Below are 25526 nucleotides of genomic sequence, written 5' to 3'. Positions count from 1 at the left end.
TCCAGGTCGCTGAAATCCGGGCGGTTTTTTTTAGGCACGGGTATTGCTAAGTCTCTCGCAACGTTCCGTTTAACTGACGGTCAGCCACGCGAGAGAGCCCCATGCCCCAAGCCGCCCAGATGTCTCCTGCCCCCGATACCCAGGGGCAATCGTCGTCCGTAGAGCAGGCGAGCCGGCTTGGCCTCGAGCAGGCCTTCGCCCTGTTCAACCAGATGTCGAGCCAACTTACTGACTCCTACAGCATGCTCGAAGCCCGGGTCACCGAGCTCAAGGGCGAGCTGGCGGTGGTCAGCGCCCAGCGCATGCAGGAGCTGGCGGAAAAAGAACGCTTGGCCAACCGCTTGCAGAACCTGCTGGACCTGTTGCCGGGCGGGGTCATCGTCATCGATGGCCAAGGCATCGTCAGCGAGGCCAACCCGGCGGCCTGCGAGTTGCTGGGGTTGCCGTTGGAAGGGCAGTTGTGGCGCAACATCATCGCCCGCAGCTTCGCTCCCCGTGAGGATGACGGCCACGAGATCTCCCTGCGCGACGGCCGGCGACTGTCCATCTCCACCCGTTCGCTGGATGCGGAGCCTGGACAGTTGGTGCTGCTCAATGACCTGACCGAAACCCGTCACCTGCAAGATCAACTGGCGCGCCACGAGCGCCTGTCCTCCTTGGGCAAGATGGTTGCGTCCCTGGCCCACCAGATCCGTACGCCGCTGTCCGCGGCGTTGCTGTACGCCAGTCACTTGACCGAACAAGAGCTGCCGGTGGCTACTCACCAGCGCTTTGCCGGGCGGCTCAAGGAGCGCCTGCATGAGCTCGAGCACCAGGTGCGCGACATGTTGGTGTTCGCCCGTGGCGAGCTGCCGCTCACCGATCGCCTGACGCCCAAGTCGCTGTTGCAATCCCTGCAGGCCGCCGCCCTGACCCATGTCCAGGATGTTGCCGTGCGCTGGCAGTGCGACAGCCATGAGGGTGAGCTGCTGTGCAATCGCGATACCCTGGTGGGGGCCTTGCTCAACCTGATCGAAAACGCGGTCCAGGCCAGTGCCGGTACCGCGCGGCTGAAGGTGCACCTGTATCGCCGGGACGACACCTTGCGCCTGTGCGTCAGCGACAGTGGCAGCGGTATCGAGACCGAGGTGCTGGAGCGCCTGGGCGAACCGTTTTTCACTACCAAGGCCAACGGCACCGGGCTCGGCCTGACGGTGGTCAAGGCAGTGGCGCGTGCCCATCAGGGAGAATTGTCCCTGCGCTCGCGTCCCGGGCGCGGTACTTGTGCACTGGTGACCCTGCCTCTGTTTTCCAGTGCCCCTGGAGTGGAGTGAAGGTAATGGCAATCAAGGTTCTACTGGTTGAAGACGATCGCGCCCTGCGCGAGGCCCTGGCGGATACCCTCTTGCTGGCTGGCCATGACTACAAGGCCGTGGGCAGTGCCGAGGCGGCTCTGGAGGCTGCGTCGGCCGAGTCCTTCAGCCTGGTGGTCAGTGACGTCAACATGCCAGGCATGGATGGCCATCAGCTACTTGGCCTGTTGCGCGCGCGCCAGCCACAACTGCCGGTGCTGCTGATGACTGCCCATGGCGCGGTGGAGCGTGCGGTGGATGCCATGCGCCAAGGGGCCGCCGACTACCTGGTCAAGCCTTTCGAGCCCAGGGCGCTGCTCGACCTGGTGGCGCGCCATGCCCTGGGTTGCCTGGGGGCGGTCGAGGAGGAGGGGCCGGTAGCCTTCGAGCCTGCCAGTGTGCAGTTGCTGGAGTTGGCGACGCGGGTGGCACGCAGCGACTCCACCGTACTCATTTCCGGCGAGTCCGGCACAGGCAAGGAGGTGTTGGCGCGTTATATCCATCAGCATTCCCATCGTGCCGGGCAACCGTTCATCGCCATCAACTGCGCGGCGATCCCCGACAACATGCTCGAGGCCACGTTGTTCGGCCATGAAAAGGGTTCGTTCACCGGCGCCATTGCTGCCCAGCCTGGCAAGTTCGAGCAGGCCGACGGCGGCACCATCCTGCTGGACGAGATCTCCGAGATGCCCCTGGGCCTGCAGGCCAAGTTGCTGCGGGTCCTGCAGGAGCGCGAAGTGGAGCGGGTCGGGGCGCGCAAGCCGATCAGCCTGGATATCAGGGTGGTGGCCACCACCAACCGTGACCTGGCGGGAGAAGTGGCCGCCGGCCGCTTCCGTGAAGACCTCTATTACCGCCTGTCGGTTTTCCCCCTGGCTTGGCGTCCATTACGCGAGCGGCCTGCCGATATCTTGCCGCTGGCCGAGCGCTTGCTGGTCAAGCACGTCAATAAAATGAAGCATGCCAGCGCCAAGCTGTCGGCCGAGGCCCAGGCCTGCCTGTTGGGTTATCCCTGGCCGGGCAATGTACGGGAGCTGGACAACGCGCTGCAGCGAGCCTTGATCCTGCAGCAGGGGGGGGTGATCCGTCCGCAGGACTTCTGCCTGGCCGGTCCAGTGGCGTGCGCGCCATTGCCGGCGCTGGCCCCCGCAGGCCAGGTCTCGACGCCTGGCGTGGCGGGTGAAGCCGAGGTTGCATTCCAGGAGCCGGGCGGCCTGGGCGACGACCTGCGACGCCGGGAATTCCAGATGATCATCGATACCCTGCGCTCCGAGCGCGGGCGACGCAAGGAGGCGGCGGAGCGCCTGGGCATCAGTCCGCGCACGCTGCGTTACAAGTTGGCGCAGATGCGTGACGCCGGGATGGATGTCGAGGCTTATCTGTTCGCTACTTGATGAGTGACCTGCAAGGCCAGGATGGCTTTTGTGGGGTTGGGCCATGGAGCTGGCACCCTTGTTGCTAACACCTCACTAACCGCGGAGTGAGCGTCAAAAAAATGCGGGTCGTCAGAGAGAGTAAACCATGAGCCAAGGTATTGAATTTAATCGGTTGATGCTGGATATGCGAGCCATGCAAATGGACGCCATGTCGCAGCCAAAATCTGCCGCAGTAGCACAGGTCAGCGGTAGCAGCTTCGCTGATCTGCTTGGCCAGGCCGTGAACAAGGTCAACGACACCCAGCAGGCGTCCAATCAGCTGGCCAGTGCCTTCGAGATCGGCAAGAGCGGCGTCGATCTGACGGACGTGATGATTTCCTCGCAAAAGGCCAGCGTGTCTTTTCAAGCCTTGACCCAGGTGCGTAACAAGCTGGTTCAAGCGTATCAAGACATCATGCAGATGCCGGTTTAAGGACGAGATTGAGTCATGGCAGAAGCAGTCGCCGATAACGTACCGGCCAAGACCACGCCGCCGGTCGACGGGAAACCGCCGCTGTTCGGTTTGTCGTTCCTGGAAAACCTGTCCCAGATGACCATGTTGCGTCAGGTTGGCCTGTTGGTGGGCCTGGCCGCCAGCGTGGCGATCGGTTTCGCCGTGGTGTTGTGGTCCCAGCAGCCCGATTACCGGCCGCTTTACGGCAGCCTGGCGGGGATGGACGCCAAGCAGGTCATGGATACCCTGGCCTCTGCCGACATTCCCTACACCGTCGAGCCCAACTCCGGCGCTCTTCTGGTCAAGGCCGACGACCTGCCCCGGGCGCGCCTGAAGCTGGCCGCCGCTGGCGTGGCACCGGGCGACGGCAATGTCGGTTTCGAGATCCTCGATAAAGAGCAAGGCCTGGGCACCAGCCAGTTCATGGAGGCCACCCGTTATCGTCGTGGCCTGGAAGGCGAGCTGGCTCGGACCATCTCCAGCCTGAACAATGTCAAGGGCGCCCGGGTGCACCTGGCCATTCCGAAAAGCTCGGTATTCGTCCGTGATGAACGCAAGCCCAGCGCTTCGGTCTTGGTCGAGCTGTATTCCGGCCGCTCCCTGGAGCCTGGCCAGGTCATGGCCATCGTCAACCTGGTGGCTACCAGCGTCCCCGAATTGAGCAAGTCCCAGGTCACCGTGGTCGACCAGAAGGGCAACCTGCTGTCCGACCAGGCGGAAAACTCCGCGCTGACCATGGCCGGCAAGCAGTTCGACTACAGCCGTCGCATGGAAAGCATGCTGACCCAGCGGGTGCACAACATCCTGCAACCGGTACTGGGTAACGATCGCTACAAGGCCGAAGTCTCGGCCGATGTCGATTTCAGCGCGGTGGAGTCTACTTCCGAGCAGTTCAACCCCGACCAGCCGGCCCTGCGCAGCGAGCAGTCGGTCAACGAGCAGCGCTCCAGCAGCAATGGCCCCCAAGGCGTGCCTGGTGCCCTGAGCAACCAGCCGCCGTCGCCCGCTTCGGCTCCGCAGACCACCGGTGGCGCCACCGCCTCGGCAGGCATGGTGCAGCCAGGCCAGCCTTTGCTGGACGCCAACGGCCAGCAGGTGATGGATCCGGCCACCGGCCAGCCGATGCTGGCACCGTATCCGTCGGATAAGCGTCAACAATCCACCAAGAACTTCGAGCTCGACCGCTCCATCAGCCATACCAAGCAGCAGCAGGGGCGCCTGAACCGCCTGTCGGTGGCCGTGGTGGTGGACGATCAGGTCAAGGTCAACCCGGCCAATGGCGAAACCACCCGTGCGCCGTGGAGCGCCGACGAGTTGGCGCGTTTCACTCGCCTGGTGCAGGACGCCGTGGGCTTCGACGCCAGTCGCGGTGACAGCGTCAGCGTGATCAACGTGCCGTTCTCCGCCGACCGTGGGGAAGTGGTCGCCGATATCCCGTTCTACTCGCAGCCCTGGTTCTGGGACATCGTCAAGCAAGTGCTGGGCGTGCTGTTCATCCTGGTGCTGGTGTTCGGGGTCTTGCGTCCGGTGCTCAACAACATCACCGGCGGCGGCAAGGGCAAGCAGCTGGCAGGCCTGGGCAGCGACGTCGAGCTGGGCGGCATGGGCGGCCTGGATGGCGAACTGGCCAACGACCGGGTCAGCCTCGGCGGTCCGCAAAGCATCCTGCTGCCGAGCCCGAGCGAGGGTTATGACGCTCAGTTGAATGCAATCAAGAGTCTGGTGGCAGAAGACCCGGGTCGTGTGGCCCAGGTCGTGAAAGAGTGGATTAACGCAGATGAGTGATAACCGAGCCGCTACCGCCAAACTGACCCGGGTCGACAAGGCCGCGATCCTGCTGCTGTCCCTGGGTTCCACCGATGCCGCGCAAGTGCTGCGCCACATGGGGCCCAAGGAGGTCCAGCGGGTAGGCGTGGCCATGGCCCAGATGGGTAACGTGCACCGTGAGCAGGTCGAGCAGGTGATGAGCGAGTTCGTCGACATCGTCGGCGACCAGACCAGCCTCGGCGTAGGCTCCGACGACTATGTGCGCAAGATGCTCACCCAGGCCCTGGGCGAGGACAAGGCCAACGGCCTGATCGACCGTATCCTCCTGGGCGGCAACACCAGCGGCCTGGATAGCTTGAAGTGGATGGAGCCGCGGGCCGTGGCCGATGTGATCCGCTACGAACACCCGCAGATCCAGGCCATCGTGGTGGCCTACCTGGATCCGGATCAGGCGGGCGAGGTGCTGGGCAATTTCGACCACAAGGCGCGTCTGGACATCATCCTGCGCGTTTCCTCGCTCAATACCGTGCAACCTGCGGCCCTGAAAGAGCTGAACCAGATCCTCGAGAAACAGTTCTCCGGCAACTCCAACGCTTCGCGTACCACCCTGGGCGGTATCAAGCGTGCGGCCGACATCATGAACTTCCTCGACAGCTCGATCGAAGGCCAGCTGATGGATTCGATCCGCGAAGTGGACGAGGACCTGTCCGGCCAGATCGAGGACCTGATGTTCGTCTTCAACAACCTGGCCGATGTCGACGACCGGGGTATCCAGGCGCTGTTGCGCGAGGTGTCTTCCGACGTACTGGTGCTGGCCCTCAAGGGCTCGGACGAGGGCGTCAAGGAAAAGATCTTCAAGAACATGTCCAAGCGTGCCGCCGAACTGCTGCGCGACGACCTGGAAGCCAAGGGTCCGGTACGCGTCAGCGACGTGGAGACCGCGCAGAAGGAAATCCTCACCATTGCCCGCCGTATGGCCGAAGCCGGAGAGATCGTTCTCGGTGGGAAGGGCGGCGAAGAAATGATCTAAGGTCGCTTTATGTCGTCCAGCAGTGATGAAACCCAGAGCGGCCTGATCCGTGCTCGGGACGTGGAGGGTTTCGACGTCTGGGCATTGCCCAGCTTCGACCCGGAACCCGAGCCCGAGCCGGAACCGGAGCCAGAGGAAGTCGAGGAAGAAATCGAGGAGGTGCCGCTGGAGGAAGTCCAGCCACTGACCCTCGAGGAACTCGAGAGCATTCGCCAGGAAGCCTATAACGAAGGTTTCGCCACCGGCGAGCGCGAGGGCTTCCACAGCACCACGCTCAAGGTCCGCCAGGAAGCCGAAGTCGCGCTGAACGCCAAATTGCAGGCGCTCGAGCTGCTGATGGGCAACCTCTTCGAGCCGATCGCCGAGCAAGATACCCAGATCGAGAAAACCCTGGTGGATCTGGTCAGGCATATCGCCCGCCAGGTGATCCAGCGCGAACTGGCGATGGACTCCAGCCAGATCGAGCACGTGATGCGCGAGGCCCTCAAGCTGCTGCCCCTGGGCGTTGGCAACGTACGGCTCTACATCAATCCGCAGGACTTCGAACAGGTCAAGAGCCTGCGCGATCGGCATGAGGAAAGCTGGCGCATCGTCGAGGACGAGTCCCTGCTGCCGGGCGGTTGCCGGGTCGAGACCGAGCACAGTCGCATCGATGCCAGCGTCGAGACCCGGATTACCCAGGCCATGGACCAGCTCTTCGATCAACTGCACGAGCAATCGCTGCACCCGGCGTCGGCGGACCTGAACCTGGAGCTCGGCCCGCGCACTCCGGACCTGCCGCAGGCGGCGGTCGATCCCGGCGCCGCCACGGATGCCGGGCAGCCCGAGCCCGCAGGCCCCGACCATGCGTCTTGAGCGCACCAGCTTCGGCAAGCGCCTGGGCGGCTACGCCGAGGCGATCGCGCTGCCGGGTCAGCCGATCCTCGAAGGGCGCCTGCTGCGCATGGTCGGCCTGACCCTGGAGGCCGAAGGCCTGCGGGCCGCCATGGGTACTCGCTGCCTGGTGATCAACGATGACAGCTACCATCCGGTCCAGGTCGAAGCCGAGGTCATGGGCTTCTCCGGGAGCAAGGTCTTCCTGATGCCGGTGGGCAGCGTCGCCGGGATCGCCCCGGGCGCGCGGGTAGTGCCCTTGGCCGACACCGGGCGCCTGCCCATGGGCATGAGCATGCTTGGCCGGGTGCTGGACGGCGCCGGCCGGGCGCTGGATGGCAAGGGCGGTATGCGCGCCGAGGACTGGGTGCCCATGGATGGTCCGACCATCAATCCGCTCAACCGCGATCCCATCAGCCAGCCGCTGGATGTGGGCATTCGCAGCATCAACGGTTTATTGACGGTGGGTCGCGGCCAGCGCCTGGGTCTCTTCGCCGGTACCGGCGTGGGCAAGAGTGTGCTGCTGGGGATGATGACCCGCTTCACCGAGGCCGACATCATCGTGGTCGGGCTGATCGGCGAGCGGGGCCGCGAGGTCAAGGAATTCATCGAGCATATCCTCGGCGAGGAAGGGCTCAAGCGCTCGGTAGTGGTGGCCTCGCCAGCCGACGACGCGCCGTTGATGCGCCTGCGTGCGGCGATGTACTGCACGCGGATCGCCGAATACTTTCGCGACAAGGGCAAGAATGTCCTGTTGCTGATGGATTCCTTGACTCGTTTCGCCCAGGCCCAGCGGGAAATCGCCCTGGCGATCGGCGAGCCACCGGCGACCAAGGGTTATCCGCCGTCGGTGTTCGCCAAGCTGCCCAAGCTGGTGGAGCGTGCGGGCAACGCCGAGGCCGGTGGTGGTTCGATCACCGCGTTCTATACCGTGCTGTCCGAAGGCGACGACCAGCAGGATCCGATCGCCGACTCCGCCCGAGGCGTGCTCGACGGGCATATCGTGCTGTCCCGGCGCCTGGCCGAGGAGGGGCATTACCCGGCGATCGACATCGAGGCTTCCATCAGCCGGGTCATGCCGGCGGTGATCAGCCCCGAAAACATGGGGCGGGCCCAGTATTTCAAGCAGCTGTGGTCGCGTTACCAGCAGGCTCGCGACCTGATCAGCGTCGGTGCCTACGTCGCCGGTGGCGACCGCGACACCGATACCGCGATTTCCCTGCATCCGGCGATGGTGGCCTACTTGCGCCAGGGGCTGAACGACAACGTCAGCCTGGGCCATAGCCAGACCCATCTGGAGATGCTGTTCTCCCAGATCGCGGGCGGGTAACCGATCATGGCCGATAGCCGTGCGGCGCGCCTGGCGCCGGTGGTGGACATGGCGGAAAGCGCCGAGCGCACTGCCGCCCAGCGCCTGGAGTACTTCCATGGCCAGGTGCGGGTCGCCGAGAGCAAGCTGGGCGACCTCGAGCGTTTTCGCAACGATTACCAGGAGCAGTGGGTCGAGCGCGGCAAGCTTGGGGTTTCCGGTCACTGGTTGCTGAACTACCAGTTCTTCCTCAGTCAGCTGGATACCGCCGTGGGCCAGCAGCGCCAGAGCCTGGCGTGGCACCAGAACAATCTCGATCGTGCCCGCGAGGCCTGGCAGCAGGCCTATGCCCGGGTCGAAGGCCTGCGCAAGCTGGTGCAGCGCTACATCGACGAGGCCCGGGTCCTGGAAGACAAGCGTGAGCAGAAGTTGCTGGACGAACTGTCCCAGCGTTTGCCCCGGCAATCCCCCTACTGATACGACGGATTTTTTCCCTGCAGGTTGTTCGGCTGTCCAGTGGGTGCTAAACCTTCTACACGTCGCCAATGACAAGGAAGCAGTCTCATGTCGGTCGTTACAGAAATATCCCCGGACGGGCAGAAACTCACGATTTCGATCAAGGGTCGTTTCGATTTCGGGCGGCACCAGGAATTTCGTGAATCCTACGAACGGCTCAACAAGACGCCGGAGTCCATCGTGGTGGATCTCAAGGAAGCCACCTATCTCGATAGTTCGGCCCTGGGCATGCTGTTGCTGCTGCGCGACCACGCCGGTGGCGACAATGCCGATGTCCGGGTGATCAACAGCAATTCGGACGTGCGCAAGATCCTCGCCATCTCCAATTTCGACAAGCTGTTCGATATCAGTTGAGCGGTATGCGGTCGATGACCGAGTCCTTGTGCGTGCTGATCGCCGAAGATGGCGCAGCCGATCGCATGCTGCTGTCCAGTATCGTCCGGCGCCAGGGGCACCAGGTGCTGGCGGCGAGCAATGGCGCCGAGGCGCTGGAACTGTTCCAGCGTGAGCGTCCGCATATCGTGCTGATGGACGCGATGATGCCGGTGATGGACGGGTTCGAGGCCGCGCGGCGGATTCGCGACCTGGCCGGCGAGGCCTTGGTGCCGATCATCTTCCTGACTTCCCTGAGTGAAGGGGAGGCGCTGGCCCGTTGCCTGGAAGCTGGTGGCGACGATTTTCTGGCGAAGCCCTACAACCCGGTGGTCCTGGCCGCCAAGATCAACGCCATGGACCGCCTGCGGCGCTTGCAGGATACGGTGTTGCGCCAGCGCGACCAGATCACCCGTCACCATGACTACCTGCTCAATGAGCAGCGGGTGGCCAAGGCGGTGTTCGACAAGGTCGCCCACTCTGGTTGCCTGGACGCTCCGAACATCCGTTACCTGCAATCGCCCTATGCCCTGTTCAATGGCGACCTGTTGCTGGCCGCCTATACCCCGGCCGGGGACATGCATGTGCTGCTCGGCGACTTCACCGGCCACGGCCTGCCGGCAGCGGTGGGCGCCATGCCCCTGGCCGAGGTGTTCTATGGCATGACCGCCAAGGGTTATGGCCTGCCGGAAACCCTGCGGGAGATGAACGCCAAGCTCAAGCGCATCCTGCCGGTGGACATGTTCTGCTGCGCCACCATGGTCTGCCTGAGTGTCCAGCGGCGTTCCCTGGAGGTCTGGAACGGCGGCATGCCCGAGGGATACCTGTATGCATGCGCCAGTGGCGGGCGTACGCCCCTGGTATCCCGGCACCTGCCGCTGGGGGTGCTGGGCGCCGAGGTCTTCGAGGATCGCACCGAGGTGTTTCCCATGGCGCCGGGCGATCGGGTGTTCTTGCTCTCCGACGGGGTGATCGATACCTGCAATGCTGCCGAGGAGCTGTTCGGTGTGCAGCGCTTGCAGCAGGTCTTCGCTGCCAATCGGCACGCGCAGCATCTGCTCGACGAGGTGCGCCAGGCCCTGGAGGATTTCGGCGGCCAGGCCCGGGACGACCTGAGCATGGTCGAGGTCAGCCTGCCGGAGTTGGCCGAGCTGGCGCCGCCGGCACTGGTGTATTCCGACAGCGGCCAGTCGTGCCCCCTGGACTGGTCGGTGAGCTTCGAATTCCGGGCCCAGACCCTCAAGCGCTTCAACCCCTTGCCTTACCTGTTGCAGTTATTGCTGGAGGTCCACGGCCTGCGCTCCCAGAGCGGAGCCTTGTACAGCGTGCTCGCCGAGCTCTATTCCAATGCCCTGGAGCATGGCGTGCTCAAGCTCGACTCGCGGCTCAAGCGCGATGCCGAAGGTTTCACCCGCTACTATCGGGAGCGTACTTGCCGCCTGGATGAGTTGCGCGACGGCTTCGTCCGCGTCCACCTGCGGGTCGAGCCGCTGGAGACGGGAGGGCGCCTGACCGTGCGGGTCGAGGACAGCGGCGAAGGTTTCGACGTGGCGGCGGTGATGGCCCGGCCCAGCGATCTCGGGCGCCTGTCCGGACGTGGGGTCAGCCTGATTCGCCAGATGAGCCGCCAGGCACAGTGGGCGGACGACGGACGTAGCGTCTGCGTGGAGTTTTCCTGGGAGGCTCTGGCATAATTTCCAGGTTCTTGATCAAGGAGTGAACAAGTGGCTGAGATCCATCTGGACCACACTGTGCTCAACGCATTGCAGGAAGTCATGGAGGACGAGTATCCCGTCCTGCTGGATACCTTCGTCTGCGATTCCGAGGAGCGGGTGCGCTTGCTGCACAAATCCGAGGACAGCATCCAGCTGGTGGCCGCCGCCCATAGCCTCAAGGGCAGCAGCAGCAACATGGGCGCCATTCGCCTGGCCGAGCTGTGCCATCAACTGGAGTTGCGTGCCGCCCGTTCGGGTGATGATGTGCGCGAGCTGGTGGGCGCCATCGACGGTGAGTTCGCCATTGTCCGGCGGCTGTGTGAGCAGGAGCTGCAGCGTTTCCATTGCTGAGGGCAGTGTTTTTACCCACGCTTTATAAAGCTGGCCCAAGTCTTGCTTTGAAGTCTCTCACTGTACCTATGATTCCAGTGCAGCGGAGACTGTTCCATGGCTGTTACCCCCAATTCGCTTCTTCAGGCCACCGCCCCGGCCAGCCCTCAGGCCAAGACACCAGCGGCACCTGTCAGCCCTTTGGCAAACGTTGCCCAGCCTGGGGACAAGGCGCCCAGCTTCGCCCAGCTCTATGCCAAGGAATCCCAAGGCAAGCCCCAGGGCAAGTTCCAGCCCGTCGCCGATAACGCTCCGCAGCCGTTGCGCGACAAGAGTGCCGGCATCCCGCAGAAGCAGGAGGTCGGCAGCGATCAATCTGCCGCGCCGCAACCAGCGGTTGCCGATAGCGGCAAATCCTTGCCTGCCGACAAGCCCGCCGACAAACCTGCTGGCGGCGACGCCAGGCCCGCGGCCAGCGATGATGGCAAGCCGGCCGAGACCGCCCAGGTTGAAACGCCGCCCGGCGCACAGCCACTACTGGACCCGAGCCTGGTGCAGAGTCCGCCTGTGGCCGCGGTCGAGCCAGCTCCCGTGGTGCCGCCAGCCCAGCCCCAGGTCGAGGCCACCGCTGCGGTGGTGGTTCCCGCCCAAGTGGCGGCGGCAGTGATGCCGACACCGCCGCCGGCGGCGGAAACGCCCAAGGAGACGTTCGATCCTGAGGCCGATCCCCTGGATGCGTTGCCGGCGGTACGCCTGGCCATGGAACAGAGTGGCCATGTGTCCGAATCCAGTCGCTCGCAACCCAAGGCGGCCTCGGCCAGTAACAACCCCGATGCCCAGTTGGCGTCGACGCAGAACATCGCCAGCGGCATGGCTGGCATGCTCGAGCAGGTTGGCAAGGGCGGCACCGAGCAGGGTGGCGAGAAGGCCTTCAGTGGCTTGATCACCGAAGGCCTGAAGGACCTCAAGGGCGCGTCCAGCGATACCCGGGTGGACGATTTCGCCAACCGCCTGGCAGCCCTCACGCAGGCGGCAACGCCCAAGACCGCCAACGCGGTCCCGGTCAACCAGCCGCTGGCCATGAACCAGGGTGGCTGGACCGACGAGGTGGTCAACCGGGTGATGTACCTGTCCAGTGTCAATCTCAAGTCGGCGGACATCCAGCTCCAGCCGGCCGAGCTCGGGCGCCTGGATATCCGTGTGCACATGATTCCCGACCAGCAGACCCAGGTCAGCTTCATGAGCGCCCACGCCGGTGTTCGCGAAGCCCTGGAAGGGCAGGTGCACCGCATGCGGGAAATGTTCCAGCAACAGGGGTTGGGCCAGGTGGACGTCAACGTCTCCGACCAGTCCCGTGGCTGGCAGGGCCAGGAGCAGGCGCAGCAGGGGCAGAACCGTGCCAATGGCTCCTCGGGCAACGGCACGCGCCTGGATGGCGAGGCCGGCGATGACGGGCAGCCCCACGCCGTGGCCGAAGTCACAGCGCCGGTACAGACCGTGATCGGCAGCAGTGTCGTGGACTACTACGCCTGACCTGCTGGTGAGCGGGCGGCCAGGTACGCTGGCCCCCGCTTCGACCCTCATGATCGCGAGCCGGCTGCCCGGCTGGTCAACTTCGCAGGACACTCCCGTGCCTGCTTTCTCCTGTCATTCCTGACAAATCTGGCATAACACTTGCTCTTGCCTTGCCGTGCGACTGTGAACCCCCGAATAGTGACGGATTATTGGCATGGCGAAGAGCGAAGCAGCAGAAAAACCCACCGCAGGGAAAAGCAAACTCAAGCTTATCCTGTTGATTGTCCTGGCGTTGTTGCTGGCCATCGGCCTGTCGGTCGGTGCGACCTGGTATTTCATGCACAGTGCCCAGAGCAAGCCCGACCCGGCTGCGCAAACCGCTACCAACGTCAAGCCCGCGGCGATCTTCGAGCCCATGGCCCCGGCCTTCGTCGCCAACTACACACAGAATGGCCGGCAGCGCTACATGCAGGTGAGCATCACCATGCTGGCGCGCAGCCAAGCGGACCTGGACGCACTGAAAGTGCATATGCCGGTGATCCGCAACAACCTGGTGATGCTGTTCTCCGCGCAGAATTTCGACACCCTGGCGACCCCGGTCGGCCAGGAAATGCTCCGTCAGAAAGCCACCGCCAGCGTCCAGGAAGTGGCCCAGAAAGAAGTGGGCAAGGTAGTGGTCGAGCAGTTGCTCTTTACTAACTTCGTATTGCAGTAGGAACACGACATGGCCGTGCAGGACCTGCTGTCCCAGGATGAGATCGACGCGCTGTTGCATGGCGTCGACGACGGTCTGGTACAGACCGAACACGCTGCCGAACCCGGTAGTGTCAAAAGCTACGACCTGACCAGCCAGGATCGCATCGTCCGTGGACGCATGCCGACCCTGGAGATGATCAACGAGCGTTTCGCCCGCTACACCCGGATCAGCATGTTCAACATGCTGCGTCGCTCCGCCGATGTGGCGGTGGGTGGTGTGCAAGTGATGAAGTTCGGCGAGTACGTGCATTCGCTGTACGTCCCCACCAGCTTGAACCTGGTGAAGATCAAGCCGCTGCGCGGTACGGCGCTGTTCATTCTCGACGCCAAGTTGGTGTTCAAGCTGGTGGACAACTTCTTCGGCGGCGATGGTCGCCACGCGAAGATCGAAGGGCGTGAGTTCACCCCCACCGAGCTGCGAGTGGTGCGCATGGTGCTGGAGCAGGCCTTCGTCGACCTCAAGGAAGCCTGGCAGGCGATCATGCCGGTCAACTTCGAGTACATAAACTCCGAAGTGAACCCGGCCATGGCCAACATCGTCGGCCCCAGCGAGGCGGTGGTGGTCTCGACCTTCCATATCGAGCTCGATGGCGGTGGCGGCGACCTGCACGTGACCATGCCGTACTCGATGATCGAGCCGATCCGGGAAATGCTCGATGCCGGTTTCCAATCCGACCTGGACGACCAGGACGAGCGCTGGAGCAAGGCGCTGCGCGAGGACGTGCTGGATGTGGCGGTGCCGCTCAGTGCCACGGTCGCCCGTCGCCAGTTGCGCCTGCGGGACATCCTGCACATGCAGCCTGGCGATGTGATTCCGGTGGAGCTGCCGGAAGACATGATCATGCGTGCCAATGGCGTACCGTCGTTCAAGGTCAAGCTGGGCTCCCATAAGGGCAACCTGGCGTTGCAAGTGATCGAAGCGATCGAGCGCCGTTGAGGCGCTCCAACCTGTTTGCTGTTCAATGAATTTTTGCCCGTCGAGGACCCAAGATGGCTGACGAAATTAACCCCCAGGACGACCAGGCGCTGGCCGACGAATGGGCTGCTGCGCTGGAAGAAACCGGTGATGCCGGCCAGGCCGATATCGACGCCTTGCTGGCTGCCGATGCCGGTGCCGCCTCGGCCAGTGGCCGCTTGCAGATGGAAGAGTTCGCCAGTGTGCCCAAGAGCCACGAGCCGGTGAGTCTTGAAGGGCCGAACCTGGATGTGATCCTCGATATCCCGGTGTCGATCTCCATGGAAGTGGGCAGTACCGATATCAACATCCGCAACCTGCTGCAGCTCAACCAGGGTTCGGTGATCGAGCTCGATCGCCTGGCCGGCGAACCGCTGGATGTGCTGGTCAACGGCACCTTGATCGCCCACGGCGAGGTGGTAGTGGTCAACGAGAAGTTCGGCATTCGCCTGACTGACGTGATCAGTCCCAGCGAACGCATCAAGAAGCTGCGCTAAGTGAACAAGCTGCTTGGCGTACTGCTTGGCTTGCCGCTGAGTGCCCTGGCCGCAGAACCGGTGGCCAGTGCCGGGGCCGCCGCGACGGCCGCGGCCCCGGCGGTGGGTAGTCTTGGCGGGCAGTTGGCCCAGCTGTTGCTGGGCCTGCTGCTGGTGATCGGGCTGATCTTTTTCCTCGCCTGGTTGTTGCGCCGCGTGCAGCAGGCCGGTCCTGCCGGCAAGGGCCAGGTGATCGAGCTGATCGGTTCCCGGGTCCTCGGGCCGCGCGACCGCCTGGTGCTGGTGCAGGTGGGCAAGGAGCAGATTCTCCTGGGTCTGAGCCCGGGCACCATCACCCCGTTGCATGTGCTCAAGGAGCCGGTGCAGGTGCCCAATGCCGAGCAGGCGACGCCCGAGTTCGCCCAGCGCCTGATGGAGCTGTTGGGCAAGGACCAGAAGGATAGGAAGTAATGCCGTTGCGCATCATCTTGATGTTGGCCCTGATGCTGGCTGCGCCGCTGGCGCTGGCGGCCGATCCGTTGTCGATCCCGGCGATCACCCTCGGCACCAATGCCGATGGCCAGCAGGAGTACTCGGTCAGCCTGCAGATCCTGCTGATCATGACCGCGCTGAGCTTCATCCCGGCGTTCGTCATGCTGATGACCAGCTTCACCCGGATCATCATCGTCTTCTCGATCCTGCGCCAGGCCCTGGGCCTGCAGCAGACGCCGTCGAACCAGATCCTCACCGGCATGGCGCTGTTCCTCACCATGTTCATCATGGCCCCGGTGTTCGACCGGGTGAACCAGGACGCGCTGCAGCCTTACCTTGCGGAGAAGATCACCGCCCAGGATGCGGTGGCCAAGGCCGAGGTGCCGATCAAGGACTTCATGCTGGCGCAGACGCGCAGCAGCGACCTGGAGTTGTTCGTGCGCCTGTCCAAGCGGACCGACATCGCCAGCCCCGACCAGGCGCCGCTGACCATCCTGGTCCCGGCCTTCGTCACCTCGGAGCTCAAGACGGCGTTCCAGATCGGCTTCATGATCTTCATCCCGTTCCTGATCATCGACCTGGTGGTGGCCAGTGTGCTGATGGCCATGGGCATGATGATGCTGTCGCCGCTGATCATTTCCCTGCCGTTCAAGATCATGCTGTTCGTCCTGGTGGATGGCTGGGCCTTGATCATCGGCACCCTGGCCGGCAGTTTCGGCGGTGTCTAGAACCTTGTTTGCGGGTGATCGACTATGACTCCTGAAGTCGCGGTAGACCTGTTTCGCGAAGCCCTGTGGTTGACCACCATGATGGTCGCCGTGCTGGTGGTGCCCAGCCTGCTGGTGGGCTTGATCGTGGCCATGTTCCAGGCGGCCACGCAGATCAACGAGCAGACCCTGAGCTTCCTGCCGCGCTTGCTGGTGATGCTGGTGACGCTGATCGTCGCCGGCCCCTGGCTGGTGCAAACCTTCATGGAATACATCCGCCAGTTGTACGGCAGTATTCCGCAGTTGATTGGCTGAGCCCGTGTCATTGCTGGCGCTGACCGATACCCAGATCGGCAGTTGGGTGGCGAGCTTCATGCTGCCGCTGTTTCGCGTCACCTCGTTGCTGATGGTGATGCCGATCTTCGGTACCACCCTGGTGCCGCGGCGGGTGCGCCTGTATTTCGCCCTGGCGATCACCGTGGTGATCGCCCCGGCGCTGCCGCCCATGCCTGAAGTGCACGCCCTGGACCTCAGCGCCTTGCTGCTGGTGGCCGAGCAGATCCTGGTCGGCGCGGTGCTGGGGTTCTCGTTGCAGTTGTTTTTCCAGGCCTTCGTGGTTGCCGGGCAGATCGTGGCGATCCAGATGGGCATGGGCTTCGCTTCCATGGTCGATCCCACCAACGGGGTCTCGGTGGCGGTGATCGGGCAGTTCTTCACCATGCTCGTCACCCTGTTGTTCCTGGCCATGAACGGCCATCTGGTGGTGTTCGAGGTGCTGACCGAGAGCTTCACCACCTTGCCGGTCGGTGGCGGCCTGATGGTCAACCACTACTGGGACCTGGCGGGCAAGCTGGGCTGGGTCCTGGGGGCGGCGCTCTTGCTGGTGCTGCCGGCGATCACCGCGCTGCTGGTGGTCAACATCGCCTTCGGCGTCATGACCCGGGCGGCGCCGCAGTTGAACATCTTCTCCATCGGCTTCCCGCTGACCCTGGTGCTAGGCATGGGTATCGTCTGGATCAGCCTGGCCGACATCCTCAACCAGTATCAACCGCTGGCCTCCGAGGCCTTGCAGTTCTTGCGCGAATTGGCGAGGGCCCGTTGAGCCATGGCTGAGAGCGAGAGCGGTCAGGACAAGACAGAAGACCCCACGGAGAAACGCAAGAAGGACTCCCGGGAAAAGGGCGAGATCGCTCGTTCCAAGGAACTCAACACCCTGGCCATCATGCTGGCCGGGGCCGGTGGGTTGCTGGTGTTCGGCGCGAACCTGGCGCAGAACCTCCTGGAAATCATGCGCCTGAACTTCTCCCTGCCGCGCGAGGTGCTGCTCAGCCCGCAAGCCATGGGCCTGTATCTGTTGCATTCGGGCAAGATCGCCATCCTGGCGGTGCAACCCGTGCTGCTGACCCTGCTGCTGGCGGCCATCATCGGGCCGATCTCCCTCGGGGGCTGGCTGTTCGCCGGCAAGAGCCTGGCGCCGAAGTTCAGCCGCATGAACCCGGCCAACGGACTGAAACGGATGTTTTCCTCGACGGCCGTGATCGAATTGCTCAAGGCCCTGGCCAAGTTCAGCCTGGTGCTGTTCGTGGCGCTGTCGGTGCTATCCGCGGATATCGACGATCTGCTGCGCATCGCCCATGAACCCATGGAGCTGGCGATCATCCACAGTGTCCAGTTGGTGGGCTGGAGTACCTTGTGGATGGCCTGCGGGCTGATCCTGATCGCCGCAGTGGATGTGCCGGTGCAGTTGTACCAGGCCCATAAGAAGCTGCTGATGACCAAGCAGGAAGTGCGCGACGAGCACAAGGACCAGGAAGGACGTCCGGAGGTCAAGCAGCGGATTCGCCAGGTGCAGCGCGAGATGTCCCAGCGGCGGATGATGGCGGCGATCCCGGAGGCCGACGTGGTCATTACCAACCCGACCCACTACGCCGTGGCGCTCAAGTACGACGCCGAAAAGGGCGGGGCGCCGGTGCTGCTGGCCAAGGGTACCGACTTCCTGGCGCAGCAGATCCGCGAGATCGCCACCGCCCACGAGATCATGCTGCTGCAGTCGCCGGCCCTGGCGCGGTCGATCTACTACTCCACTGAGCTTGAGGAAGAGATTCCGGCCGGCTTGTACCTGGCGGTGGCCCAGGTACTGGCCTACGTCTACCAGATCCGCCAATACCGCGCGGGCAAGGGCAAGCGCCCGGAACCGCTCAAGGACCCGCAGATCCCCGCGGATTTGCGGCGCGATAACTAATCATCATCCAGCCAGGCTGTTGGCTGGATTATTGCTTGGACCAGCCCAGGGTTTGCAAAGGGTTAATTTTTTGACTGGGCAGATTCAATCTGAAAGCCAGTAGCTGGATTGACTTTGTTCTTTGGGATGTTCGAGCTGCTCAGAGCTGATAGGCCATGGAAAAAATAATTACTGTCACCAGTCCATTGCTGCCGCCTTTGGAGGAATTTGTTCCTTATCTGGAGCAAATCTGGAAAAACAAGCGACTGACCAACTGTGGCCCTTTCCATCAGGAGTTGGAGCAGGCATTGGCCCGTTACTTGGGCGTTGGACATCTGTCGTTGTTTGCCAACGGTACCCTGGCGCTGATTACAGCCTTGCAAGCACTGCATGTGAAAGGTGAAGTAATTACCACGCCTTATTCATTTGTCGCTACCGCCCATGCCTTGGTCTGGAATCGCCTGACTCCAGTATTCGTCGATATCGATCCACGGACCTACAACATCGATGTCAGCAAGATCGAGCAGGCAATTACGCCCCAGACCACGGCTATCATGCCGGTGCATTGTTATGGCAACCCATGCGAGGTGGAGGCCATTCAGGCCATTGCCGATAGACATGGGCTGAAGGTGATTTTTGATGGGGCGCATGCCTTTGGCGTCGAAGACGCCGGCGGCAGCATATTGCGCCATGGCGACCTGAGTGTCCTGAGCCTGCATGCCACCAAGGTATTCAATACCTTCGAGGGAGGTGCAATCATCAGTCCGGATGCGCAGACCAAGTTGCATATCGATCAATTGCGCAATTTTGGTTTTGTCGATGAGGTCACGGTGGTGACCTGTGGCATCAACGGCAAGATGAGCGAGGTCAATGCAGCATTCGGGCTTCTGCAATTGCAGCATATCGACAAAGCGTTGCAGCAGCGCAAGGCTATCGACATCTTCTATCGTTCTCAGTTGCAAGGTATCCGCGGTATTAGCCTGGAGCCGATTCCGGCAGCCCTGGTGCCGAACTATGCCTACTTTCCAATCGCCATCGAGCCGGAATACGGATTGAGTCGCGATGAACTTTACGGATTGCTGCAAGAGCACAACATATTCGCCCGACGTTATTTTTATCCGTTGATCACGCAAATGGCGGTCTACGAGGGAATGGAAGGGCTGCATCGCCATCCATTGGCCAATGCCGAGGCCGTCGCTGAAAGAGTCATTTGCCTGCCCATGTATCCAGAACTGGAAGTGGAGGACCTTCAACGAATCATCGCGGTGATTCGTTCGGGCAACTGATTGAGCATTATTGGAGCAGTATTTTCGCCAAGAAGGCGATGCTTTATGAGACTTGCGTTGCAAGTTTAATTAGATCAAGAGGTTGCTATGAGCCAAGAAGCATTTATCGAAAATTTTCTTTCTGCCACCGATTTCCAAGAGCCGGTTGAAGTCACCATGGCGACCGAGCTGCGGAACTTGCCAGAGTGGGACTCGCTAGCGGCCCTGGGCGTGATTGTCATGTTCGATATGGAGTACAAGAAAGTGATTACCGGCGACGACCTGGAAAAGGCCGTTACCATTGGTGATCTTTATAACTTGGTAGGGTAAGCCTCATGCCACTCGTTACGTTGAACTCTGTGCGCTTTGCCGGTATGGCAACTTGCGTTCCCAAACGAGTTGTTTCCAATCTGACCGATTGCAAGCCGCAGATCCGTCCAGAACGCGAAAGGCTGGTACGCAATATCGGCATCGAATTGCGCAGGCTCACGCCGGAGTGGCAGTGCTTTTCCGACCTGGCCTTCGATGCCGCCGTCGGGTTGATCGAAAGCCTGGAATGGAAACGCGAGGAAATCGATGCCCTGATCGTGGTGACCCAGTCCCCCGATTACCTGGCTCCGGCCACGGCCATCATTCTTCAGGATCGTTTGGGGCTACCCCAGACGACCCTGGCTTTTGACGTCAACCTGGGTTGCTCCGGATATCCGTTCGGCTTGCACCTGCTGGGCTCGCTCATCAATGCCGGCGGAATCAAGAAGGGCCTGGTGCTGGTGGGGGATAGCGGCGCGCGGTTGGATGACCCGATCTTTTCCGATGCGGGGACGGCGACGGCAATGGAGTATTGCGCCGATGCTCCGCCCATGTACTTCGACTTGAACAGTGACGGCAGCGGCCACAAGGCGATCATCCTGCCGGTCGGAGGCCACCGCGAGCCGGTCGATATCCAGCATCTGGTGCCATTCCGCGAGAATGAGAACGATCATTGGCATCGAGCGATCGATCTGCAGTTGGACGGCACTGCGGTGTTGAGCTTCTCGACCCAGCGGGTTCCGCCTGCCGTAGAGAAGTTGCTGGAGTACGCCAATGCTTCGAAAGATGAAGTCGACTACTTCATCTTTCACCAGGCCAACCGCATGATCAATGAAACCATTCGTAAGAAGTTGGGGCTTCCAGTCGAGAAAGTACCTTCGACTCTGCGCGACTTTGGTAATACCAGTGGTGCTTCGGTGCCGGTCACCATGACGGCGCGAATCAACAAGCAGCTTGAGGAAGGAACCAAGCGTCTGCTGCTGTCCGGATTTGGCATAGGCCTGTCCTGGGGAACTTGCCTGGTGGATATCCAGGGCGCGAAGTTCCCAGACCTGATCGAGTCCTGATGGGGTGGGAGGGTTGCCTCCCAACACCCATATATTTTCTTCGGAGGACAGCACTGTGAATGCTGACAACGGTTTTAATCCCTTTAGTCTAAAGGGTAAGCGTGTCCTGGTGACCGGGGCTAGTTCGGGGCTGGGACAGGCTATCGCGCTGAGTTTCGCGCGCATGGGGGCCGAGGTCATTGTAACGGCACGTGATCGTGAGCGTCTGACCAAGACTTTTGAAGAGTTGCTGAGCATTTCGGATCTGCCTCATCAGATGATCTTGGCTGATCTGACGATTGCAGAGGAGCGCAACGCTGTTGTTGCAGCCCTTGGTTCGGAAATTCATGGCTTGGTGCACAGTGCTGGCATTTCTCGTCTGTGCCCGACACGTATGATGACTGAAACTCATCTTCGGCTTCTGCACGGTACCAACGTAGAGGCTCCGCTGTTGCTGACTCAAGCCATCTTGAAGCGCAGCCTTATTGCGGTCGACGGTTCGATTCTGTTTCTAGCGTCTATTGCTGCTCATATTGGTGTAGCAGGTGTAGGTGGATACTCCGGTACCAAAGCGGCTTTGATTGCCATGTCCCGCTGTCTTGCCATGGAGGTGATCAACCGCCGTATTCGAGTCAATTGCCTGTCGCCTTCAATGGTAGAGACGCCCCTCTTGGATTCGGCTGCAAAAATGATCCCTATCCAAGAGCAGATGGATGCGCACCCGCTGGGCTTTGGTAGGCCAGAAGATGTGGCAAATGCGGCGATTTTCATGATTTCCGGTGCCAGTCGTTGGATCACCGGTTCAACACTGGTGATGGATGGTGGCTTGACCCTTAACTAGGTTGCAGGGAGTAACCATGAAGCAAGTCATCATATTGGGAGCCGGCGGGCTTGGGCGTCAGGTGCTGGCGCAGGTAGAGGTTGATCCTGCCTATGGTATTCATTGGTCCATCGGCGGCTTTCTGGACGAGCGTGGACCCGAAGTTGTTTCTGAGATTCTTAATTGTCCTTGGCTAGGCCATCCCGAGAGTTTTCAGCCTGAGCCCCATCATCTGTTTGTAGTGGCAATCGGCGATCCAACCAGCAGGCAAAAGCAGGTGAAGCCGCTTGTTGAAAAAGGTGCGAAATTTACAGATGTCCGTACGCGTTGCCTCTTGGGAGTGAGATCAGTCTGGGGGCCAACGTTTTTCGGATATGACGTAAGTTGCGGCGTCGATAGTCAGATCGGTAACTACTGCTTTATCGATCAAGACAGCATGATCGGTCACGATGTGGTGATTGGCGATTATGTACATATCGCTCCTCGTTGCTTGCTGGCCGGCTACGTCAAGGTCGGCAACGGTGTCGTCATCAACTCGGGAGCCATGGTTTCCCGCGGAGTCAGCATCGGAGATGGGGCCGTGATTGGTATGGGAGCTGTTGTTTTCAAGGATGTTCCTCCCGGTGCGACGGTGGTAGGTAATCCTGCTCGAGTCATTTTCACCAAGTCAGGTTGAAGGCAGGGTTTTCATCCCGCTGCCCGGTCATTTTTGCGGATACGTTCTATGTCGCGTCATGCTTTGGATGTAAGTCATTACACCTCTTCGCAAACCCTTTCTCTTGAACGTGCCAATTTGTTTGGTGCGCTTTGGACTTTTGTCGGGTTCACCTCGATGGTGCGTGAGCGTAATCAGTTCTTCACTCGCAAGGTGGCGGGCGTGCCAATCCTTGTTCAGAGAACTGAAGCTGGTGTCCGGGCCTTTATCAATGAGTGCCCGCATCGGCTGTCGCCTATCCAGACCGAAAATACTGGTAAGCGCCCGATGGTCTGCCCCTACCATGCCTGGTCGTTTGGTGCCGAGGGTGAGCTGCGTGGCATGCCTAATCATAGCCTTTACCAGTTCAGTGCTGCCGAGCGAGAAAAAATCTGCCTGAGAAAGCTTCATCTCGAGGAAGTTGGCCAGTTATTGTTTGTGAACCTTGCAGAGACACCTATTGCGCTGAATGAGCAATTTACTGAAGAGTTTATCCAGGAGTTGCAAGACGTCTCCTCTCATCTTGATTCGCAGGTCATCTACAGCTGTCATCAGGTTCGGTATAACTGGAAGTTGAACATGGAGAATGTGAAGGATTACAACCACGTTCCTTTCATTCATCCGCAAACCTTCATGCCTGTCATGAGTCAGATGGTAAAGGAACTTCCGGTAGTTGATGCAGAGGGAGATTCGGAAGTCATCAGGCTGATTTCCGCTGCTGAATCTCCTGAGCTCGATTCGTTGAGCTACAGCACCAAGGTAATGGTCAAGCCTTATGAGAACTGGTTTTCAAAATTGTGTAATAAGTATGGAGATGAGCATGCTTATTACAATTGGTTTATTTATCCAAATGTTAATTTCTGCAGCCTCAAGGGCGATCACTTTCTTCTTCAGCAGTATGATCCTGTATCGCCAGGGGTCACTGATTACCATTTATGGATGATGACTGCCGCACGCAAGGATGAACGCACTGATTTCACTGCGCTGCTTTCAACCTTGATTAGAGGTGAGCGCAAAGTGATTGCTGAAGATACCCTTGTACTTGAGCGCTTACAGGAAGGGATGGGCGAGCACTCTGGGCGCTTCATGCATGGCGAGTATGAAGCTCATATCGTGCAACAGCATCTGTGGTATCGCACGCATGTCCTGGGAGAGCAGCCATGACTCGCCATATAGTGATGGGGGAGGGCTGGGCCTTCGAACATGCTTGCCAGATAGCGACCGAGTTGGAGTTGCCCCATGTGCAGCACTGCCTGACCTCGGCTGATCGCTACAACTTTCAACTGGATGACTTCATCGGCCAGTATCCGGCCGAGGATTTCGAAGTGTTCGTGGCGCTCGATGAACGAGCGGTCAATTATTCTCGGCACAAGCTTATTGCCCAGGTTCGCCTGGCAGGTTATCGCCTGTTCAATCTTGTTTCCCCTCAGGCCATCATCGATGACAGCGCGGTACTGCAGGGCAGCGTCTATATCGGGGCAGGCTGCAACTTGGCTGCTGGTTCTGTGCTTGGGCTTGGCTGCTGGCTCGATCGTCAAGTGATCCTCGATTGCTCCGTGAAGTTGGGGGCCTGCGTGACTTTATTGGCGGGAGTAACCCTGGGGCGCGGGGCGGAAGTTGGCAAAGGGACCACGTTGGGGGTTGGAAGCTTAGCGCTGGCGGGCACCAAGATCGGTCGCCACTGTGAATGGTTGTTGGGTGGAAAGTTACCGGAAGTTCTTCCTGACAAGTCCTTTTATGATGCTCTGATGCCCGATGGCGCCAGAATTCTGAAGAACTGAGTTTTTACTATTTAGCTGACCTGATCCCAGCCATGGGACAGGCAGTTTTGGAGTTTATATGCCAAGTAATTATGCTGGTATTAAAAGACTGGAAGTTGCTGGTAACCATGAAAATCTGATCGCCATTTTTCAACAGGCGGTCGTTGCATACCAACAGGATCCACGCTTCTGCATCGCGCCAGAGGCCTGTCATGTCTACGATGCAAGTGGGGCTGATACAAAAGTCGTGCTACTGGGTACGACTCAGTTTTCCCAGCTTTTCATCAACGAGGCTGCCGGCAAGGTGCGGATCGTTGCAGTGGTCGATGATTTCAAGGCCGGCAAGATGGAGAGTTTCCATGGTGTACCGGTGATCAGCTCGGATGCCTTTCTCAAGTTGGCTCGCGACACCGCGCTGATCAGCATCAACGGTTGTCGATACGATTATTCCCGGCGCTATTTCAAGAGCCTGGCTCTGCGCAACGCTATTCCAATGCTCAATTTCGAGCAGGCTCTGCGGTTGTTCTTCAAGGGGCCTGCAAGCGATCACCGTATTGATGATTGGGGTGCTTATATCGTTGCTCATGCTCAAGAGTTCTTCGCTCTCGGCAAGCGTCTTGATGATGACTATTCACGTTTCACCCTGTTCAGCGTCTTGCTTGCGCATCTGACTTGCGATCCCGAGTGGATACTCAATGCGGCCAAACCCTACCTGACCCTGTATTTCCGTTCTGGTTTATGGCAGCCGGGTCAAAACGAGCGATTCGCCGACTGCGGAGCTTCGATTGCCGAGTCGGCCAAGGCCTTTCTCGATGCGACTGACGGACGCTTCCAGAAGATCTGGATGATTGAACCGGATGAGGTCAATCAAGCCACCATCCGGTCATTTATCCAGGGTTATAACGATACTCTCGCGCTGCCCGGGTCAGGTGTGATCGAGCTGTTGGGTTGTGCCGTGAGTAATGAAGATGGGCAGATGCCGTTCTTGCATGAAGGGGGGCATGGTGGCCATCTCCTGGCCTCGGCGACCGACCAGGCAATCTGCCGGGATGTGCAGGTCCGTCGGTTGGATGCATTGCTGGATGACAGCCCGACGCTGATCAAGATGGATATCGAGGGGGCAGAGTTGCAGGCGCTCCAAGGGGCGTGTGGGCATATCAGTCATGCGCGTCCCAAATTGGCTATTTCCGCTTATCACCGTGCTTGCGACTTGCTTGAAATCACTCGTTATGTGCAAAGCCTGCGCGCAGATTACAAGATCGGGCTTCGGCATCACACCGAGGAGCGTTGGGATACTTGCCTCTATTTCTATTGAGTCTGAACTCGCACGAACCGGGTCAAGGTGGGTGTGAGCGAGGTGGCGAGAAAAGTTGTCGAGATAAACAGGAAAAGAGATTC

The 25526-nt window shown here is 60.7% G+C and carries 28 protein-coding genes; all 28 read left to right on the top strand.

Annotation, left to right across the window (positions count from 1 at the left end; all coding sequences use genetic code 11):
* Positions 1 to 101: 101 nt before the first annotated feature.
* The 28 genes from CAG11_RS08035 to CAG11_RS07900 all read left to right on the top strand — a co-directional run bounded on the left by CAG11_RS08035 (position 102) and on the right by CAG11_RS07900 (position 25443).
* Entirely contained in the window at positions 102 to 1313 is a 1212-nt protein-coding gene (locus CAG11_RS08035) for an ATP-binding protein (RefSeq protein WP_085595887.1), read from the top strand.
* 5 nt (positions 1314 to 1318) lie between these two features.
* Positions 1319 to 2725, top strand: a complete 1407-nt coding sequence (fleR, locus tag CAG11_RS08030) for a sigma-54-dependent response regulator transcription factor FleR (RefSeq protein WP_085595885.1) — start codon at positions 1319 to 1321, stop codon at positions 2723 to 2725.
* A gap of 127 nt (positions 2726 to 2852) precedes the next feature.
* Complete coding sequence (gene fliE / locus CAG11_RS08025) at positions 2853 to 3179, top strand: flagellar hook-basal body complex protein FliE (protein WP_031321153.1); 327 nt, start codon at positions 2853 to 2855, stop codon at positions 3177 to 3179.
* A 15-nt stretch (positions 3180 to 3194) separates the two neighbouring features.
* On the top strand, positions 3195 to 4985 hold the full coding sequence (gene fliF, locus CAG11_RS08020; RefSeq protein WP_022643025.1) for a flagellar basal-body MS-ring/collar protein FliF: 1791 nt from the start codon (positions 3195 to 3197) through the stop codon (positions 4983 to 4985).
* The gene (gene fliG, locus CAG11_RS08015) at positions 4978 to 5997 is read left to right on the top strand and encodes a flagellar motor switch protein FliG (RefSeq protein ID WP_011059975.1); all 1020 of its coding nucleotides are present in this window, start codon (positions 4978 to 4980) and stop codon (positions 5995 to 5997) included. The genes fliF and fliG overlap by 8 nt, the downstream gene beginning before the upstream one ends.
* Positions 5998 to 6006: 9 nt before the next feature.
* Positions 6007 to 6852 carry a flagellar assembly protein FliH gene (fliH, locus tag CAG11_RS08010; RefSeq protein WP_085595883.1) on the top strand — a complete coding sequence of 282 codons (846 nt, stop codon included), beginning with the start codon at positions 6007 to 6009 and terminating at the stop codon, positions 6850 to 6852.
* Positions 6842 to 8200 (top strand): flagellar protein export ATPase FliI, encoded by a 1359-nt coding sequence (gene fliI, locus CAG11_RS08005; RefSeq protein WP_031321159.1) that lies wholly within the window; start codon positions 6842 to 6844, stop codon positions 8198 to 8200. The genes fliH and fliI overlap by 11 nt, the downstream gene beginning before the upstream one ends.
* 6 nt (positions 8201 to 8206) lie before the next feature.
* Positions 8207 to 8656 carry a flagellar export protein FliJ gene (gene fliJ / locus CAG11_RS08000; RefSeq protein ID WP_085595881.1) on the top strand — a complete coding sequence of 150 codons (450 nt, stop codon included), beginning with the start codon at positions 8207 to 8209 and terminating at the stop codon, positions 8654 to 8656.
* 87 nt (positions 8657 to 8743) lie between these two features.
* Positions 8744 to 9049, top strand: a complete 306-nt coding sequence (locus CAG11_RS07995; protein WP_022643029.1) for an STAS domain-containing protein — start codon at positions 8744 to 8746, stop codon at positions 9047 to 9049.
* A 5-nt stretch (positions 9050 to 9054) separates the two neighbouring features.
* The gene (locus tag CAG11_RS07990) at positions 9055 to 10761 is read left to right on the top strand and encodes a fused response regulator/phosphatase (RefSeq protein WP_085595880.1); all 1707 of its coding nucleotides are present in this window, start codon (positions 9055 to 9057) and stop codon (positions 10759 to 10761) included.
* A 30-nt stretch (positions 10762 to 10791) separates the two neighbouring features.
* Positions 10792 to 11133: an Hpt domain-containing protein gene (locus tag CAG11_RS07985; RefSeq protein WP_022643031.1), complete on the top strand. Its 342-nt coding sequence runs from the start codon at positions 10792 to 10794 to the stop codon at positions 11131 to 11133.
* 96 nt (positions 11134 to 11229) lie between these two features.
* A complete protein-coding gene (locus tag CAG11_RS07980) occupies positions 11230 to 12645 on the top strand; it encodes a flagellar hook-length control protein FliK (protein ID WP_085595877.1) in 1416 nt (471 codons plus the stop codon).
* Positions 12646 to 12841: 196 nt separating this feature from the next.
* A complete protein-coding gene (fliL, locus tag CAG11_RS07975; RefSeq protein ID WP_085595875.1) occupies positions 12842 to 13342 on the top strand; it encodes a flagellar basal body-associated protein FliL in 501 nt (166 codons plus the stop codon).
* 9 nt (positions 13343 to 13351) lie between these two features.
* Positions 13352 to 14320, top strand: coding sequence for a flagellar motor switch protein FliM (gene fliM, locus CAG11_RS07970; RefSeq protein ID WP_022643034.1), 969 nt, complete (start codon positions 13352 to 13354; stop codon positions 14318 to 14320).
* Between the two features lie 53 nt (positions 14321 to 14373).
* Positions 14374 to 14835: a flagellar motor switch protein FliN gene (gene fliN, locus CAG11_RS07965; RefSeq protein WP_022643035.1), complete on the top strand. Its 462-nt coding sequence runs from the start codon at positions 14374 to 14376 to the stop codon at positions 14833 to 14835.
* On the top strand, positions 14836 to 15285 hold the full coding sequence (fliO, locus tag CAG11_RS07960) for a flagellar biosynthetic protein FliO (protein ID WP_085595873.1): 450 nt from the start codon (positions 14836 to 14838) through the stop codon (positions 15283 to 15285).
* Positions 15285 to 16034, top strand: a complete 750-nt coding sequence (fliP, locus tag CAG11_RS07955) for a flagellar type III secretion system pore protein FliP (protein ID WP_022643037.1) — start codon at positions 15285 to 15287, stop codon at positions 16032 to 16034. The genes fliO and fliP overlap by 1 nt, the downstream gene beginning before the upstream one ends.
* A gap of 24 nt (positions 16035 to 16058) precedes the next feature.
* Complete coding sequence (gene fliQ, locus CAG11_RS07950) at positions 16059 to 16328, top strand: flagellar biosynthesis protein FliQ (protein ID WP_022643038.1); 270 nt, start codon at positions 16059 to 16061, stop codon at positions 16326 to 16328.
* 10 nt (positions 16329 to 16338) lie between these two features.
* Positions 16339 to 17115 (top strand): flagellar biosynthetic protein FliR, encoded by a 777-nt coding sequence (gene fliR / locus CAG11_RS07945; protein WP_022643039.1) that lies wholly within the window; start codon positions 16339 to 16341, stop codon positions 17113 to 17115.
* A 3-nt stretch (positions 17116 to 17118) separates the two neighbouring features.
* Positions 17119 to 18255: a flagellar biosynthesis protein FlhB gene (flhB, locus tag CAG11_RS07940; protein WP_085595871.1), complete on the top strand. Its 1137-nt coding sequence runs from the start codon at positions 17119 to 17121 to the stop codon at positions 18253 to 18255.
* Positions 18256 to 18410: 155 nt separating this feature from the next.
* The gene (locus tag CAG11_RS07935) at positions 18411 to 19520 is read left to right on the top strand and encodes a DegT/DnrJ/EryC1/StrS aminotransferase family protein (RefSeq protein WP_085595869.1); all 1110 of its coding nucleotides are present in this window, start codon (positions 18411 to 18413) and stop codon (positions 19518 to 19520) included.
* Positions 19521 to 19607: 87 nt separating this feature from the next.
* Complete coding sequence (locus tag CAG11_RS07930) at positions 19608 to 19829, top strand: acyl carrier protein (RefSeq protein WP_022643042.1); 222 nt, start codon at positions 19608 to 19610, stop codon at positions 19827 to 19829.
* Between the two features lie 5 nt (positions 19830 to 19834).
* Positions 19835 to 20875, top strand: coding sequence for a ketoacyl-ACP synthase III (locus CAG11_RS07925; RefSeq protein ID WP_085595867.1), 1041 nt, complete (start codon positions 19835 to 19837; stop codon positions 20873 to 20875).
* Between the two features lie 55 nt (positions 20876 to 20930).
* Complete coding sequence (locus tag CAG11_RS07920) at positions 20931 to 21695, top strand: SDR family NAD(P)-dependent oxidoreductase (protein ID WP_085595865.1); 765 nt, start codon at positions 20931 to 20933, stop codon at positions 21693 to 21695.
* A gap of 16 nt (positions 21696 to 21711) precedes the next feature.
* On the top strand, positions 21712 to 22350 hold the full coding sequence (locus CAG11_RS07915) for an acetyltransferase (protein WP_085595862.1): 639 nt from the start codon (positions 21712 to 21714) through the stop codon (positions 22348 to 22350).
* Between the two features lie 48 nt (positions 22351 to 22398).
* Positions 22399 to 23532: an aromatic ring-hydroxylating dioxygenase subunit alpha gene (locus tag CAG11_RS07910; RefSeq protein WP_177409084.1), complete on the top strand. Its 1134-nt coding sequence runs from the start codon at positions 22399 to 22401 to the stop codon at positions 23530 to 23532.
* Positions 23529 to 24149, top strand: coding sequence for an acetyltransferase (locus tag CAG11_RS07905; RefSeq protein ID WP_085595858.1), 621 nt, complete (start codon positions 23529 to 23531; stop codon positions 24147 to 24149). Before CAG11_RS07910 ends, CAG11_RS07905 begins: the two co-directional genes overlap by 4 nt.
* 58 nt (positions 24150 to 24207) lie before the next feature.
* Positions 24208 to 25443 (top strand): FkbM family methyltransferase, encoded by a 1236-nt coding sequence (locus CAG11_RS07900; protein WP_085595856.1) that lies wholly within the window; start codon positions 24208 to 24210, stop codon positions 25441 to 25443.
* Positions 25444 to 25526: the final 83 nt, after the last annotated feature.

The organism is Pseudomonas sp. B6(2017) (genome assembly GCF_002112765.1).
Lineage (GTDB): Bacteria > Pseudomonadota > Gammaproteobacteria > Pseudomonadales > Pseudomonadaceae > Aquipseudomonas > Aquipseudomonas piscis.
Note: the sequence above shows the minus strand (reverse complement) of the source record. Positions and strands in the feature narration are given on the sequence as shown.